Genomic DNA, 16,277 nt, shown 5'->3' with positions numbered 1-16,277 from the left:
CGGGGCTCTAAAAGATTCACTATTCTTGACAACTCAAAACAATTCACTTATGGCTGTATCATCTCCAACCAGCAACCCTGAGTCTCCGATCGAAAATATCAAAAGGGCGATCGGCAAAGTCACATTACCTTGGGGAATCACCCTAGGCTACCTCAGCTTAATGCTATTGCTCCCAGTTGCAGCAATGCTGCTGAAAGCCAGCACAGCAAACCCCGCCGAATTTTGGGCAATTGCCACCAGTCCGATCGCCCTTTCCGCCTACGATGTCACCTTCTTTACCGCATTAATGGCGGCATTAATTAACGGAGTATTCGGCACATTAATTGCCTGGGTATTAGTCCGCTACGACTTTCCCTTAAAACGGGTTGTCGATGCAGCAGTCGATTTACCTTTTGCACTGCCCACCTCCGTCGCCGGTTTAACTCTCGCCACAGTTTACAGCGATAACGGCTGGATCGGCGGGCTGTTTGCACCCTTGGGAATCAAGATCTCATTTACTCGCTTGGGCGTAGGCATAGCGATGATCTTTATTTCCTTACCCTTTATCGTGCGGACTGTACAGCCAGTTTTAAACGAAATGGAAAAAGACATTGAAGAAGCAGCTTGGTGCTTGGGTGCTTCTCAATTTCAAACCTTCTGGCGAGTAGTTTTACCGCCGCTGTTCCCGTCTATTTTAACCGGCGTTGCCCTCGGATTTTCGCGAGCGGTTGGCGAGTATGGCTCTACTGTAATTGTGGCTTCTAACATACCCTTCAAAGATTTAATTGCGCCCGTATTAATTTTTCAAAGATTGGAACAGTACGACTATGCAGGAGCAACAGTTATCGGCACTATCCTGTTAGGTATATCGCTGACAATGCTGTTCGCAATTAATCTCTTACAAGCATGGAGAAGACGCTATGACGGCTAATAATATCAATTCACCCGCTGATTACAAATTTCCGCCCGCGGGTTCTAGTCCGAGTCAGGAGAAAGCTTGGGTAAAACCAACTTTAATTGGAATTGCGAGCGGCTATCTTGCTCTCGTCTTATTTATCCCCATGCTCAACGTTTTTTACCAAGCTTTCAGAAAGGGAGTAGAGCCATTTCTTTCTAACTTAACATCGCCCGAGTTTCTGCACGCGGCGCAACTTACCTTGGTGATTTCTCTGATAGTTGTGCCTGTAAATACAGTATTCGGTTTGTGCGCAGCCTGGGTAATTGGTCGCAATAAATTTCGGGGGCGCACGCTATTAATCAGCATTTTAGACGTGCCGTTTGCCATATCTCCCGTAGTTGCAGGTTTAATGATTGTACTGCTTTACGGTCGGGTGGGATGGTTCGGACCCTGGCTGGAGGCGGCCAATATCAAGGTTATTTTTGCTTTCCCGGGAATGGTGCTGGCTACTGCTTTTGTTACCTTGCCTTTTGTGGCCCGCGAAGTGATTCCTGTTTTGGAGGAAGTGGGAACAGATCAAGAAGAAGCGGCGAAAACTTTGGGAGCAAATGACTGGCAAATTTTCTGGAATGTCACGCTTCCCAGTATTCGCTGGGGATTGCTTTACGGGGTAATTTTGACCAATGCTAGAGCAATGGGAGAATTTGGAGCAGTCTCTGTGGTATCGGGAAATATTGCTAAAAAAACGCAAACTTTGCCTTTATTTGTAGAGGATGCTTACAAGCAGTATGCCACGCAAGCCGCATTTTCAGCGGCGGTAATTCTAGGTTTTTTAGGAGTTATTACCCTTGTACTTAAGGAGATTTTAGAACGAAAAACTAGCATTAAAGAAGTTGAATAATAGTCATTAGTCCTTAGTCATTGGTTATTAGTCCTTAGGGCGGTAGGTTCGCACGGTGCACCTCATCCCTGAAAACAGTAAACATTAGGAGGCTGAAATGTTAGCTCACAACTCTAGCGAAGCTGAATTTGAGGCGAGCGACGATTTTCACAAAACCCAAGAATCAGATATTCCCAAATCTGACAGTGGCGACACCAGACCAACTCAAACCCGCATTCGCATTCGTGTACCTAAAGAGTACCATCAGGAACCAGTGATTTCTCACTTGATTTCTGAATACGGTTTGACGGTTAATTTTAATGCTGCTTTCTTGGGTGTCAAAACTTTAGAGGACGGTTGGTTTGACTTGGAACTTAACGGTACCAGTAAACAGATTGAAACTGCTCTGATTTATCTCAATGATTTAGATGTGGAAATCTGGAGCAATTCCAATAAACCCGATGAAGAAACTTGGTAATTAGTCAGTCTTGGACGCAGAAACCGGGAAGAGGAGTTAAGATTCTGGACTGACACGCAGAATTTTATTTCCTCTTCCCGGTTTATTGAGTCTAATAGTCTCCAGGAATTTTAGTGATGACTCAGCTTTTATCAGTCATATCTATTCTTGTAAAATAACCGCGATCGCCTTTCTAGTGAGGAATGCAAGTCCTCTGAGTTTTATGAGGATTTGCATTTCTCACTACAAACCTATTTGATTGCGATTTTTCGATCGCACATACATATCATTCAGCAGCCAACAACTACGCAATAATATCAGCTTATAGCTAATAACCCTGACTGATGACTCTTGACTAACAAATCTCGATCGCCATCAGTTAATTATTAGATTGACAATTTTTGTAAAACCTGGTATTTTATCCAGCTCTACCTGGTAGATCGGAAAACAGCGCGCAAGTTTTCTTCAACATTTTTGGTAACAGCCGGAACAATATCTCCCTTTAAAACTTCTCAACCATCAAACTAACTCAGTTAGGCTAGGGGTGCATAAAAAAAAGTTTTTGTCAATATTCAATTTAGGTGAAAGTTAAATTAGGTGAAAGTTAGGGGCGATCGACTCTCATCCGCACTGGAAAAAGATCGATCGCTGCTGCGGTTGGTTTGTGCTATGAATTTGATGTGTGTGTGTACCAGGAGAATTTAATCGTGGAACTCTATAAAGAACAGAAACACCAGATTGTTTTTGCAGATTCACAAGTTAAAGATTGCGAAAGTTTAACAGAAACCGCAAATCCCGATACAGAAATTGTTATTCTCAAAGCCGATCGCGACGGCATCGAGCAAATCGCCGAAACACTTAAACAGCGGAAAAATATTGCAGCCGTCCACATTTTGTCTCACGGCGCATCAGCCAGCTTGCAACTGGGGGGAACAGAACTAAATCTCAGCAACATTGAAAGCTATCGAAATTATTTAGAAACATGGTTTGCTTTGCCAGCAGCCGAGGCAAACTCTAACTCTCCAATTACTGCTAAACCCGAAATTCTACTTTACGGCTGCAACGTCGCCGCCACAGAAGCAGGTGTGGCTTTCGTCCAAAGGCTGAGTCAGCTCACGGGGGCAAATATTGCCGCTTCCGACAACTTGACTGGGAATGCTGCGTTGGGTGGAGACTGGGAACTCGAAGTAACTACGGGCAACATAGAAACACCTTTAGCATTTTCTGCAGAGGCGAGGGAAGCTTACAGCGCAGTTTTAGTCGCCACATTTGGCGAACTGCGAGATGCGATAACTCTGGCTAACGCTTTGCCCAATGCAGACACGATTCCCATCACCGGCAACATCAGCTTCGCTCCCGGACAGGTTCTGCCTAGGATTTCCACCCCCATCACCTTTACCGGCGGCGGTTTCACCCTAAATCTCGGCAATAACCGGGGCTTCTTCATCGACAGCGCCACTACCCCAGTCACATTTTCCAACCTGACAATTACCGGTGGCATATCTACAGGCGGTGCCGGTACGGGCGGCGGCGGCGGTGCAGCCGGCATGGGCGGCGCACTATTTATCAACAGCGGTACTGTCACAGTTGACAGCGTGACCTTTACTGGCAACAGCGCTACGGGGGGCGCCGGCAGCGCGGCCCCCGTAGCTCCTGCGGCAGCAGGCCCTGGCGGCAACACCGATTTTGCAGGCCTGTTTCCCTTCGTTTCCGCAGGCGGCCCCGGTCAAACCGGTCTTCCCGGGTTGACGAGCATCGGCGGTACGGGCGGCCCTGGTGGTACGGGCGGCAACGGCGGCGCGGGCAGCGGCGGATTACCAGGCACAGGTCTTAACGGCGGCGTCGGTGGCGCTGGCGGTACGGGTGGCGCTGGTACTGGTGGCACTAACGGCGGTACGGGCGGCGCTGGCGGCGCTGGCGGCGCTGGCGGCCTCGGAGGAGGGGGTGGCGGCGGTGGCAACGGCGGCGCTGGCGGCGTCGCCGGCACTGGCACAGCAGGTGCAGCCGGCATTGGCGGTATTGGTGGCGCTGGCGGCTTCGGAGGAGGAGGCGGCGGCGGTGGTGTGGGCGGCAACGGCGGCGCTGGGGGCTTCGGAGGAGGCGGCGGTCGCGGTACAGTAGGCGGACTCAGCACGACCGTCGGAGCTTTCACCCCGGGCGGCGCCGGCAGTCCAACCGGCGGCGGCGGCGGTGCTGGTTTGGGAGGCGCAATTTTTGTTAATACTGGCAGTTTGACCCTGAACAACAGCACTTTGTTCAGCAATACAGCAACGGGAGGCGCTCCTGGCGCTGCGGACGCTACACCTGGCCAGGGCGCGGGGGCCGCGATTTTTGTCAACACCGGCGCTACTGCAACTCTGACTAACAACACCATCACTGCTAATACTGCGGCTGCGACTGCTCCGGCTGTTGCTGTCGGCGGGGGTATTGCTACTAACGGCGGTACTGTGAATGTCAGAAATTCGATCGTCGCCGGGAATTTGGGCGGCGCGAATCCTGACGTGTTCGGGACCTCTTTCGCCGCCACCAGTATCAACAATTTGATCGGCAACGTTGCTGGTAGCAATTTACCTGCCGCCCAGCAACTGACAGTTCCTATAGGAAATGTGATCGCACCTGCTGCAGGATTGAACGAGGCTACAGGCGTTCCCGTGACTTATGCTTTGGCTGACAGCACCGCGACTCCTAATCCGGCGATCGATACTGGGGATGCCGCAGCCGCAGCCGCTGCGGGGGCAACTGACCAGCGTGGTGCTGGCTTTCCCCGGACGATCGGCGCTAATGTTGATATCGGTGCTTATGAATACGGCCCGATCGTCACAGGCCTTAAATTCAACGACCTTAACGGGGATAGCCTGCAAGGTGCCGCAGCGACTGAACCAGGTCTCCCGGGCTGGGTGATTTCTGTAGGCACGAAGAGCGCTACTACCGCAGCCGACGGCACTTACATCCTCCGCGACGTAAAAACAGCTACTCCGATTACAGAAGCACCGCCCGTTGGAACGCCTGCGACTGCTTGGGTGCAGACTGTCGGCCCGACTCCGGTCAATACGGGTATTGTTAATGTCACGGGTGCCAATTTCGGCAACTTCCAACTGACATCGATCGCGGGCAAAACCTACACCGATCTCGCAGGCAACGGCTTCACTCCCGATGACACCGTATTAAACGGCATCACCGTTAACTTATACAAAGACACCAACGCCAACAACACACTAGAAGTCGGCACAGATACTGTTGTCGGCACTGCGCAAACGACTGCGGGAGCCGGAGATTACACATTCTCCAATATCGGCCCCGGCAATTACCTGATACAAGCCACTGCCCCAGCTAACTCCAGCATTTCTTTCCCCGCTGCCGCAATTCTCGTTAGCGCCCAAAGCGGTACTGCCGTTACGGGTCAAAACTTCGGCGTTTTCCAAAACATCACTGTCAGCGGCACCAAATTCACCGACCTCACAGGCGACGGCTTCACTGCTGACGACACGCCCCTCAACGGTACTACCGTTCGCTTGTTCAAGGATACTAACAATAACAGCACTTTAGATACCGCCGACTCCGAAGTCGCCAGTCAAGTTACCGGAACAGCGCCTGCGGCGGCTGGCACTTATAGCTTTACCAGCGTCGGCAGCGGTCGTTACTTTGTGAGAGAAGACGTACCGACGGGTTTCTCACAAACCGCCGGCCCGGTTTTTTATACAATTAACCCGGTCAGCGGCACAAACATTACGGCTCAAGACTTTGGCAACTTCCAGTTGGGCAAAATCGGCGGGCTCAAATTTAATGACCTCAACAAAAATGGCATTCAAGATGCCCCAGCAGAACCACCGCTAGGAGGCTGGACAATTTACTTGGATGCCAACAACAACGGCGTGCAAGACGCAGTAACAGCCGAAACAGGCACCAACGCCACCGTCACCGATGTCGCCGGTAACTACCAGTTCACCAACTTGCCAGCCGGCACTTATACAGTGCGGGAAGTGCCACAAACAGGCTGGACGCAAACTGTGCCCCCCGTCAATGCAGCCACGCCTACTCTTTCCGGCGCGTTTACGATCGCCGTCACCAGCGGCACCGACTCCCAAAACAACAACTTCGGCAACTTCAGGCCCAACTCGATTAGTGGTCTGAAGTTCAATGACCTCAACACAAATGGCATCCAAGATGCGCCAGCAGAAACAGGACTACCCAACTGGCAATTCTTCCTCGATACCAACAACAACGGCACTCTCGACACCGGGGAACCGAACACCCTCACCGATGCCGCCGGCAGCTACAAATTCCTCGATTTGTCAGCAGGAACCTACAAAGTGCGGGAAGTCTTGCAGCCTACTTGGACGCAAACTACCCCCGATCCGGCGGACATCACTGTCACCAGCGGTCAAGACATCGCTAATATCAACTTCGGCAACTTCCAGTCGAGTACCATCAGCGGTCAAAAATTCAATGACCTCAACAACAACGGCGTTAAGGATGCCGGAGAATTGGGGCTAGGTAACTGGCAAATATTCCTCGACAGTATCACTCCGGATGGATTTTTTCAGCAGGGCGAACTCACTACCATCACCGATGCCACAGGCAACTACACTCTCAAGGACATACCCGCAGGTACTTTCCAGATAAGGGAAGTCCAGCAAAATGGCTGGACGCAGACGACCCCCAACCCCGCCCCCGTTACGGTAACAGGTGGAGCTAACATCACGGGCATTGACTTCGGCAACTTCCTGCCCCAACCGGGTACGATCCGAGGTCTGAAGTTCCGAGACACGAACAACAATGGCACTCAGGAGGCTGGAGAACCGGGTTTACCGAATTTCCAAATTCAGTTAACCAATGTCGTAGCTGGAACTGCTCCTGCTCCTGCTCCTGTTACTACTACCACAGACAACAGCGGCAACTACCTGTTCGCGAACCTAACGCCGGGAACCTACCGCGTCCGGGAAGTCAACCAAACTGGGTTTACCCAAAGCACCCCCGACCCCGCCGACATCGACCTAACTTCAGGCGCTATTGTCAGCGGCATCAACTTCGGGAACTTCCCGACGCCGACGCCGACGCCGGCGCCTCCACCTGAACCGCCGACGCCGCCACAGCCACCTGAACCGACGCCGACGCCTGCACCTGTACCGACGCCGACGCCGACACCTGCACCGACGCCGACGCCTGCACCTGTACCGACGCCGACGCCGACACCTGCACCGACGCCGACACCTGCACCTGTACCGACGCCGACACCTGCACCTGTACCCACAGATTTGGTTTGCCCTGAGAATTTCCCGAGGATCGCTACTCCCAATGATGCCGGTATTCCTTCAGCGGCGGGTAATGTGATCAACGGCCCTAACGGCGACGATACGATCGTGGGTAGTGCCGACAGTGACTCTATCTTCGGGTTGAGCGGCAACGATTTGATCTTTGGTCGAGGGGGCGGTGACTATATCAATGGCAATACAGCCAACGATACTCTCTTCGGAGGCATCGATAGCGATACTCTCTTCGGCGGCAAAGGCTTTGACCTGATTTTTGGCGATCGCGCTAACGATACGATTTATGGCAATCGCGGCAACGACTCGATCTCTGGCGACGAAGGCAATGACGTATTGTACGGCGGCAAAGCCGAGGACGTAATTTTGGGAGGAGGCGGCGACGACGTGCTAATTGGCGATCAAGGCAATGACACTCTATGCGGCCGCGACGGTAACAATACCTTAATTGGCGGCAGCGGGGATGATTTGCTCTTTGGTGATATCGGCGATAACTTGCTCTTTGGCGGCTTTGGTAGCGATACTCTAGTCGGCGGTGGCAGGAATGGCTTTGCCTTGGCAGCGGGCGGGGGAATTGACACCATTATCAACTTCACGCAAGGAGTTGATTCGCTCGTGTTGGTGGGAGGCTTGGACTTCAATCAACTGTCATTGAGCGAAACTAATGGCTCAACTGCGATCGGAATCGCCGGCAGCAACGAGATTTTGGCTGTAGTGGCGGGCGTGCAGCCGAGCCAGTTATCGGCTCAGAGTTTTACCTTGCTGGTTTAGTCTGCATTCCACAGTAGGGTGCGCACGGCGCGCACCTTACTCTTGCCTGGACAATGGGGAGCAGGGGAACCATATTTCCTCCCCTCCTTTGGTTCAAAGTTGTTCGAGATACTTCAGCAAGTCTGCCATTTCTTGCGGACTCGGCTGAAACTGGGGCATTGGTGGGGTTTGCCCGCTCGTGACTTGCCGGATCAGAGCGAATTCGGATTTTCGCTCGGACACTCCGTGCAAGTTGGGCCCGACTTGACTGTCTGAAACGGATATGTGACACCCCGCACAGTTCATTTGAAAGATGGCGGAACCCTGAAACGGATTGCCAGTGAGGGATAGTACGCTTTTGACATAAGGATCTGCGACTTGAAAGTGACGAATTGCGATCGTCGCCAAGAAGATGGCAAGCAACACCGCTAGCGCAAATATGGCCAGTCGCTCGATCGGGTTTTTAATTTCATTCCTGGCAAGTTGGTTATTCAAAGGAGTTCAATTAAAAATAGTATCTACAAGAAAATTTATTTCTCATAACATAGCTTAATCGTTCGCAGCAGGGAGAGCAAGATCTAATACTCCCGGAAGGGCGTTTTTCGGAAAATTCATCTGTGTAAGTGCTGGTAATATTAAAAATAGGTTGTTAAATCTTAACGTTAAGGAGATCTCATGGTAGAACCGCTGCTTTCAGGTATTGTTCTGGGTCTAATCTTTGTTACTCTGGCGGGGCTGTTTTTTGCTGCTTATCAGCAGTACAAGCGCGGCGATCAGTTGGGTATCAACAAGTAAAAGGGCGAATTTTGCCGAAATGGGCGGGAAGGGCGGGTTGACAAATACCCTGGATCTGAATCGTAGATATTGGCGAACCCGCCTCTACAAAACCCGTCCCCGAGCTTAATTGCTGTTAATTTGCCAGACATGAGATCGGGCTTGTAGCTTCTATTTCCCTGATGTCTGCTGACACCGGTGGCGATCGCACCCTAAATGCGATCGCACCCTCAATACGATTCTCTGTGCTGTCAGAATAGAAAAATTAGATATATCGATCGAGAATAGCAGCAGTTTCCAGGCCTGTTTTTTCCCAGCTAAATTGTTTTGCTCTGGCTAAACCGAGCTCCCGCAATTGCGATCGAACTTTGGCATCCACTGCAAGCTGGTGCATAGCAGAGGCAATTTCCTCGACGCTGTAGGGGTTGACTAATAAGGATGCACCCCCCGCCACTTCTGGCATTGAAGACAGGTTAGAGGTGATTACAGGAGTGCCGCAGGCCATTGCTTCGAGCACGGGGAGGCCGAATCCTTCCCAAAGGCTGGGGAAAACCAGGGCGATCGCTTGGTTGATGACTTTGGGCAAGTCGGCCGCGGGAATGTAGTCTAAGAATTTTACTCGATCGAACAATCCGAATTCTTGAACCTGCGCTTTCAGCAGCGGCGTATAGCGTTTGTCTTCCGAACCTGCTATCCACAATTCGTACTCGGAATTATCTGGCAAAGCAGCAAACGCTGCTACAACTCGCTGCACGTTTTTATAGGGATTGTGGCGGCCGATATAAAGAAAATAATTGCTGGTTGGTATGCCTAAAAAACGGAAAAAACTGGTATCGTATCCGGGGAAAATTGGCGTAATTAAATTAGTAGGAATATTGCAAAAATTAGCGATATCGTTGGCAGTTGATTCAGAGTCGCAAATGACGTGTTGAGCCTGCCGCAGCACCTGGGGAATGTAGTAGCGGTGGTAAGGTGTCAGAGGATCGAAGCGGCGGGGAAATCGCAGCGCTATCAAGTCATGTACTGTAATTATATAGCGGCAACCTGTAAATAGAGGAGCTTCGGGAATTGGAGAAAATAACAGGTTAGATTTTAGCTGTTTGTAAATTTTGGGGAGTTCGGTTTGTGTCCACAGCAATCGGTTGATGTGTCCTTTGGTTCCTTCTTCTGGTGTTAAGTTAGCGGGGATTTGGTAGCAGTTGTTATTGGGAAATTTTTCTGCTGTTAGTAATGTTGGATTGAGGGATTTTAGGTGGGGAAATAGGTTTTTAGCGTAGATGGCTAACCCGGTTGGTTTGGAAATTAGGAAGGAGAGGTTAATGAGCAGGTTGGATTGGGGATTGGGCATGAGATAATATGTAGATTGCGGTTTTTGGGTGGGATTTTTTTTATTTAACCTGAGATATTGCACCATTCTTAATTAGCCTTTTATGAACAGGCAAGATGCCTGTTCCACAAAAGATAAATTTTCTTGTGGAACAGGCATCTTGCCTGTTGCTGACAATGGTGCAAGATGTGAGTTTAACCGCAGAGGGTGCAGAGAAGAGAAAGGAAGAGAGGGAAGATTTAAAGATATTGCTGTAAGATGTTGGCGGTTGCTGTTCCGGTTTTGTTCCAGCTAAATTGAGCCGATCTGGCTAAACTCGCAGTTTTTAAGTTCGATCGCACTTTTGAATCTGTGGCTACTGTTTGCATGGCTTCGGCTATTTCTCCGACGCTGTAAGGATTGACTAATAATGCGGCATCTCCGGCTACTTCTGGCATCGATGACAGGTTGGATGCGATGACGGGTGTGCCGCAAGCCATTGCTTCTAAAATTGGTAAGCCGAATCCTTCCCAAAGTGTAGGGAAAACTAGGGCGATCGCCTGATTCATCAGTACGGGCAATTGAGAATAGGGAACGTAACCGAGAAACTTTACCAAAGATTGTAAACCTAATTGTTCAACTTGTGCTGTCAACTGCGGCGTGTAGGCATTGGGAGGCCCTGCTAGCCACAATTCGCAGTTGGCGCGATCGGGCAAACTCGCAAATGCAGCAATTAATCTTTCTAAGTTTTTATAAGGATCGTGTCTGCCGGTATAAAGAAAATAATTTTTGGTTGGCAAGTCGAGATATCTAAAATTAATATTATCGCAAGCTAGGGGAATTGCGGTCATCTTTTTAGGCGGAATTTGGAAAAAGTTAGCAACATCTGCCGCCGTTGCTTGAGAATCGCAAATAATGTGTTCTGCTTGCCTCAAAACCTGCGGTATGTAGTAGCGAAAATAAGCTGTTAAGCGAGAAAACCGTTGGGGAAATCGCAAAGGGATTAAATCGTGAACAGTGACAATGTAGCGGCAGCCGGAATACAAAGGTGCTTCGGGAATAGGGGAAAATATCAGGATTGACTGCAATTTTTGGTAGATTTTAGGTAACTCAAACTGAGTCCACCGCAGCCTGTCAACTTGTCCTTTCGGGCCGCGATTCGGTGTCAGAGTTTCGGGAATTTGATAGCAAGTATAATTGTCAATTTGCTGGGAAACAAGTAATGTTGGTTTTAGCTGTTGCAGTTCTGGGAAAATATTAGTGGCATAAGTCCCGATTCCAGTTGGTTCGGGAGTTAAAAATGATAAATTGATTAACAGTGAATTAGACATGATTTTAGATATCCGGCGACTGGAAGTCGCGACTACACATACAAAGTCCGCCTACGCGGACTCAAGAAAACGCTAAAAAAATCGACTTTGATATTAGTCCTATGCAAAAAGACTTTAGCTTTGGGCTAAGGATTTTAACCCCTGGTGGACTATTTAATTAGCCTTTAAGCTCGATCGAGCATTTGAGCTATATCGGCAGGATTTGGCAGCCGAATTGTAGCATATTCTTGGTGAATAATCTCAAAAAAACTCTTGACTTTTTTATCGAAACGTGCAAGTCTAAAGTTCTGACTGCGCTGCTGTGCACCTGCTTGAAGTTCTGCTAGCAAATCGGGATTAACAATTAGTTGATGTGAATGCTGGCACAGTTCCTCAACGGTATTGAACAAAAAGCCCGATCGCCCATGTTCGACAATTTCCGGTTGGCCACCACCGTTGAAAACAATGGGAGCACAACTATTTTGCATTGCTTCTACAGTCGCCATCCCGAAATGCTCAAATCTTTGAGGATTGACTTCACCCAAACCGCAGGCGTGCCAGAATATGCTCGCTCTAGCATAAAGTGATTTTACCTCATCGAAATCAGCATTGACTATGAGTTCGATCGCCCTTGAATCTTGCTTCAATAAATTCTGAACAGTCTTTAAATAAGGATTGCGGGGAATGCTGCTACCGGCTAAAATTAGCCGCCATCCTTGAAATTCTTCGGGATAATCCGCTAGCAAACTGCGGAAAGCTTTAATTAGTTCAATTTGCTTTTTTGTTCCCCCAGCTTCAAACTGTCCCACCGCCAAAATTATGTTTTCTTTCGGCACTTTAACTGTTGCCATTTCCACCGGGGGATAAAGCAGAAAAGTGGGCTTTAAGTTCCAGCGTTTCTCCAACCACTTGACAGTAAATTGACTGTTGGCAATAATGAAAGTGTAATCATCGACTGCAAAGTGACGGTTGCGGAAAGTATTGGGAAAGTGGCAGAAAAATATGGAGATTGGCGACAGTGGTTTAACTTTTTCCAGTTGGTTCGCGTTGATAAAAATATCGTAGTTTTTGCTTTCTCTGGCAATTTCATCAAAGGGATTTTCCATATCCTCCACAATGATGCTGGAATCGATGCACTGCATTCCGCGTTTCTCGTAAAACGCCAAGGGCATAATTTTAATTTTGCATCCTGAAAGGTTGAGTCCGTACCACGATTCTAAGTCGGAAACAGCAACTGGTTTGTGGGCGATAAAAGTAATGTCAAATTCATTTTGTAGCAGCGAGGCGATGGTAGCGACGTATTTTTGACCGCCACCAATAAAATGCAGTCCGTGATCGTAAATGGCGATCGACATTTTGCGATCGCCCCGAACCACCTGTAACCGAGATAAAATGCGATCGACCTTCAGGCGACTGTAAATCACCGCCAACTTTTCCGACAACTGCGGGATTACAGTTTCGATGATTTCCGGTTTTTGATAATCTAGAATTTTTTTAATCGCTACAAATAAACTCTCGAACAGCAAATCGTACTGCTTGTTAGTAAAAAAATCCGAAGTATGAATTCCTTTGACTAATTGCAAAGGTTCGTGTTTTGCCAAATACAGAAACCGATTGCGGTTGCAGAAATACTCGGTAAGTTTGCTGCCTTTACTCGAACCCCGATACTCGTGATGGGCTATAGCGGCGGGAATATAAAGCATTTTCCAACCGCGTTTGTGGCAGCGTTTGGCAAACTCTACATCCTCAAAATACATCACAAAATCTTCATCTATCGGCCCCACATCTTCCAGACATTCCCTGCGGAAAAGCACCGCCGCCCAACAAAGCCCTTCGACTTCCCGTTCTGTATCGTACTGTCCCGAATCTTTTTCGCCAAAGCCGACATCTTGCCAATAAAAATTAGGTAATTGCTGAATACCTGCGCTGTTAATTCGCCCGTCTTTAAACAGCAATTTGCCGCTAGTCGCACCTACTTCTTTATTAGTTTCTAGCCGTTTGACAAGTATCTCTAACCAGCGACTGTCAAGGGTGGCATCGTTATTTAGAAAGCCGATATATTGCCCTTTCGCTTCGCTGATGCCGAGGTTGAGGGCTTTCGCAAAGTTGTTGGCGGAGTTGACAAAAATGCGAACTTTTGGAAATAGTTCGCGCAGGGAATTAACGGAATCGTCTTGAGAACAATTATCAATTACAATTAAATCTAGCTGCGATTCGGGATACGCAAGTTTTTGTAGAGATTTTAAGCAATCTTTCGTGTGGCGCAGACCGTTATAGTTGACTATAATTAACGAGCATATTGGCAGTGCAGTCATTCGATTTTAGATTTTAGATTTTAGATTTTAGATTTTAGATTGAGTAATTGAAGGATTGAAGAAGTTTCGATTTTCGATTTGGGATTGAAAAATTTTCGATTTAAAAATTGAATAATTGAGGAATTTTCGATTTGGAATTGGGGATTTTAGATTGAGGAATTGAATAATTTTAGATTTTAGATTGAAGCATTGAACCATTGCTCTCGCGAATAAATCTGGGGCCTTGTGACCAAATTATTTTGGGTCATCTTTGATGCTTTATTGTTGTCGATCGAGCAATTGAGCGGTAATCTTCTCTAAAATAGCAGTATGTTGCTGCTGCACTGCTTTAATTTGCTCTATTTCAGACTGAAAAGTTGCGATCGCATTTTGTTGAGTCTCAAGCTGTGCTGTAACTTCGGGATATCCGCTGCTGAATTCGGATTGAAATTTTTTCTCTAGGCTTTGTTGATTTTCTTGCAATTTTTGCAATTGAATGCTCAATGTTTGAACGACGCGGGTATTAGCGAAATTGTAAATTACTTGTCGTTCAAGTACGGGTCTAAGTAATTTTCGGACTATTTTTCTAACTGCAATTACTGCGGAACCCAGCCGTCTTTGGTAAGAGGTAATTGGTATGTTATAAATGTCGAAACCCGCCTTTAAAAGGGCGATGTCTTCGTCATCTTCATTTTGGGCGATCGCACTATTTTCTGTTCCCAACAGCGACGGCTCAGCAATACCAATTCGCGGCTCCAAAGTTTGCCGCAATCTATCTATGATTTGTTGAGTTGGTATTTCTTCGTACTGCAAACTTTCCTCTCCTTTAGATAACTTAGTATGACTTATTATGGAACAGGCATCTTGGCTGCTTGAATAATAATTGTAACTAATTGTGGAACAGGCATCTTGGCTGTTCAAGGCCGGGCAGGATGCCCGCCCCACAAGAAAATTCATCTCTTGTTAAATCAGGATTATTGCTTCCGATATTGGCAATATCTCAATTTAAGCTATAGCAATCCTAAATCATTTGTGAATTTCTTACTCCCTCCCCTTACCAAGGGGAGGGTTGGGGTGGGGTAAAAAGTTTACGACTCCTGCAAGGATTGCTATAACTCAATCTGACTGTCATCACCAATCATAAACCGCAGAGCTTTTGGACGAGCCGGTGCATTGGTTAGTTGAGCTCGCTGCCCGATCACGCTGTCAACAATTCGCTGGTGAATGCCAACTATTTTCGCCCCTTGCAATATTACGCTGTGTTCGATATCAGCATCAATCATCGTCACGCGATCGGCAATACTGCTGTAAGGCCCAATAAAGCAATTTTCAATGCGGCAATTTTCCCCAATTACCACTGGGCCGCGAACTGTAGAATTAATGATTTCCGTTCCTTCGCCTATTTGGACTCGTCCGATAATTTGACTTTTTGCGTCTACTTTTAATTCAGTTGAAGCTACGATACGGCTATCTAAAATGATTTGGTTTGCACTCAGCAAATCGTCTTTTTTCCCCGTATCCAGCCACCAACCCTCTAAATTGCAGGCTTCTACCTGTTTTTCCTGATTCATGAGCTGTTGAATAGCGTCTGTAATTTCCAGTTCGCCGCGGGCAGAGGGTTGAATTTGATCGATCGCCTCGTGAATAGTAGGAGCAAAAAAGTAAATCCCCACCAGTGCTAAATTCGATGGCGGAACTTGTGGTTTTTCTACTAACTCCAAAACTCTTCCTTTTTCATCAACTTTCGCAACACCGAAAGCAGAGGGATTGGGAACTGGACGCAGCAAAATCAGAGCGTCTAGTTTTTGCTTGTTAAAAATTTCTAAAAACGGATCTAGCTGATTCTCAATTAAGTTATCTCCCAAATACATAATAAAGGGAGAATCGCCCAAAAACGGTCTAGCAACTTTCACCGCGTGAGCGAGACCCGCCGGCTCTGCTTGCAAAATATAAGTAATTTTTGCACCGAAGCGAGATCCATCTCCTGTTTTCGTCTTCACCTCTTCCCCGGTTTCGGGACTAATAATAATCCCAATATCCGTAATCCCAGCCGCCACAATTCCTTCAATTCCGTACCACAGTATCGGCTTATTTGCTACAGGAACCAATTGCTTAGCACCCGTATAGGTGAGGGGACGCAAGCGTGTTCCTTTGCCGCCAGAGAGGATGAGTGCTTTCATTGGGTGAACTTTGAGTTATCCTTTAGGGTTTGCGGTGCTGACTCGATTTGCCGGCACTTGTTCGCTCTTGTTGATTTTAAAGCACTGCTACCCCGCTGGCAATAGTTGTCGTGTCTGATGATACAAATTATTTATGCCGATCGAGCTTTTATAGTCTTGGACGCATAGAGTGTCAGGAACCAGGT

General features: G+C 48.0%; 12 protein-coding genes. 6 read left to right on the top strand and 6 right to left on the bottom strand.

Annotated elements, in window-relative coordinates; all coding sequences use genetic code 11:
- Nucleotides 1–49: 49 nt before the first annotated feature.
- The 4 genes from cysT (at nt 50) to QUA13_RS06450 (ending at nt 8,249) form a co-directional block, all read left to right on the top strand.
- Entirely contained in the window at nt 50–910 is an 861-nt protein-coding gene (cysT, locus tag QUA13_RS06465) for a sulfate ABC transporter permease subunit CysT (RefSeq protein WP_333197509.1), read from the top strand.
- Nucleotides 900–1,778, top strand: a complete 879-nt coding sequence (gene cysW, locus QUA13_RS06460) for a sulfate ABC transporter permease subunit CysW (RefSeq protein ID WP_333197506.1) — start codon at nt 900–902, stop codon at nt 1,776–1,778. The genes cysT and cysW overlap by 11 nt, the downstream gene beginning before the upstream one ends.
- Before the next feature lie 97 nt (nt 1,779–1,875).
- The gene (locus tag QUA13_RS06455; RefSeq protein ID WP_333197504.1) at nt 1,876–2,235 is read left to right on the top strand and encodes an NIL domain-containing protein; all 360 of its coding nucleotides are present in this window, start codon (nt 1,876–1,878) and stop codon (nt 2,233–2,235) included.
- A gap of 686 nt (nt 2,236–2,921) precedes the next feature.
- Nucleotides 2,922–8,249, top strand: coding sequence for a DUF4347 domain-containing protein (locus QUA13_RS06450; RefSeq protein ID WP_333197502.1), 5,328 nt, complete (start codon nt 2,922–2,924; stop codon nt 8,247–8,249).
- 93 nt (nt 8,250–8,342) lie between these two features.
- On the opposite strand, the gene QUA13_RS06445 is transcribed toward QUA13_RS06450, so the two are convergent.
- Nucleotides 8,343–8,723 (bottom strand): c-type cytochrome, encoded by a 381-nt coding sequence (locus tag QUA13_RS06445; protein WP_172184354.1) that lies wholly within the window; start codon nt 8,721–8,723, stop codon nt 8,343–8,345.
- A gap of 180 nt (nt 8,724–8,903) precedes the next feature.
- Here QUA13_RS06445 and petG point away from each other — a divergent pair, with 180 nt between their 5' ends.
- Nucleotides 8,904–9,023, top strand: coding sequence for a cytochrome b6-f complex subunit V (gene petG / locus QUA13_RS06440; RefSeq protein ID WP_006632329.1), 120 nt, complete (start codon nt 8,904–8,906; stop codon nt 9,021–9,023).
- A 244-nt stretch (nt 9,024–9,267) separates the two neighbouring features.
- Here the strand turns inward: petG and QUA13_RS06435 are convergent, their stop codons facing one another.
- The gene (locus QUA13_RS06435; RefSeq protein WP_333197570.1) at nt 9,268–10,350 is read right to left on the bottom strand and encodes a glycosyltransferase family 1 protein; all 1,083 of its coding nucleotides are present in this window, start codon (nt 10,348–10,350) and stop codon (nt 9,268–9,270) included.
- 95 nt (nt 10,351–10,445) lie between these two features.
- Between QUA13_RS06435 and QUA13_RS06430 the strand changes: the two genes are divergently transcribed.
- Entirely contained in the window at nt 10,446–10,586 is a 141-nt protein-coding gene (locus QUA13_RS06430) for a hypothetical protein (RefSeq protein ID WP_333197501.1), read from the top strand.
- Here QUA13_RS06430 and QUA13_RS06425 read toward each other — a convergent pair.
- The 4 genes from QUA13_RS06425 to QUA13_RS06410 all read right to left on the bottom strand — a co-directional run bounded on the left by QUA13_RS06425 (nt 10,569) and on the right by QUA13_RS06410 (nt 16,092).
- Nucleotides 10,569–11,639: a glycosyltransferase family 1 protein gene (locus QUA13_RS06425; RefSeq protein ID WP_333197499.1), complete on the bottom strand. Its 1,071-nt coding sequence runs from the start codon at nt 11,637–11,639 to the stop codon at nt 10,569–10,571. The genes QUA13_RS06430 and QUA13_RS06425 overlap by 18 nt on opposite strands.
- A 164-nt stretch (nt 11,640–11,803) precedes the next feature.
- Nucleotides 11,804–13,933, bottom strand: a complete 2,130-nt coding sequence (locus tag QUA13_RS06420) for a glycosyltransferase (RefSeq protein ID WP_333197497.1) — start codon at nt 13,931–13,933, stop codon at nt 11,804–11,806.
- A 258-nt stretch (nt 13,934–14,191) separates the two neighbouring features.
- Nucleotides 14,192–14,725: a hypothetical protein gene (locus QUA13_RS06415; RefSeq protein ID WP_333197496.1), complete on the bottom strand. Its 534-nt coding sequence runs from the start codon at nt 14,723–14,725 to the stop codon at nt 14,192–14,194.
- A 296-nt stretch (nt 14,726–15,021) separates the two neighbouring features.
- Nucleotides 15,022–16,092 carry a glucose-1-phosphate thymidylyltransferase gene (locus QUA13_RS06410; protein ID WP_333192626.1) on the bottom strand — a complete coding sequence of 357 codons (1,071 nt, stop codon included), beginning with the start codon at nt 16,090–16,092 and terminating at the stop codon, nt 15,022–15,024.
- Nucleotides 16,093–16,277: the final 185 nt, after the last annotated feature.

The organism is Microcoleus sp. S28C3 (assembly GCF_036700785.1).
GTDB lineage: Bacteria > Cyanobacteriota > Cyanobacteriia > Cyanobacteriales > Microcoleaceae > Microcoleus > Microcoleus asticus.
This window is presented reverse-complemented; position numbering and strand designations above follow the sequence as displayed.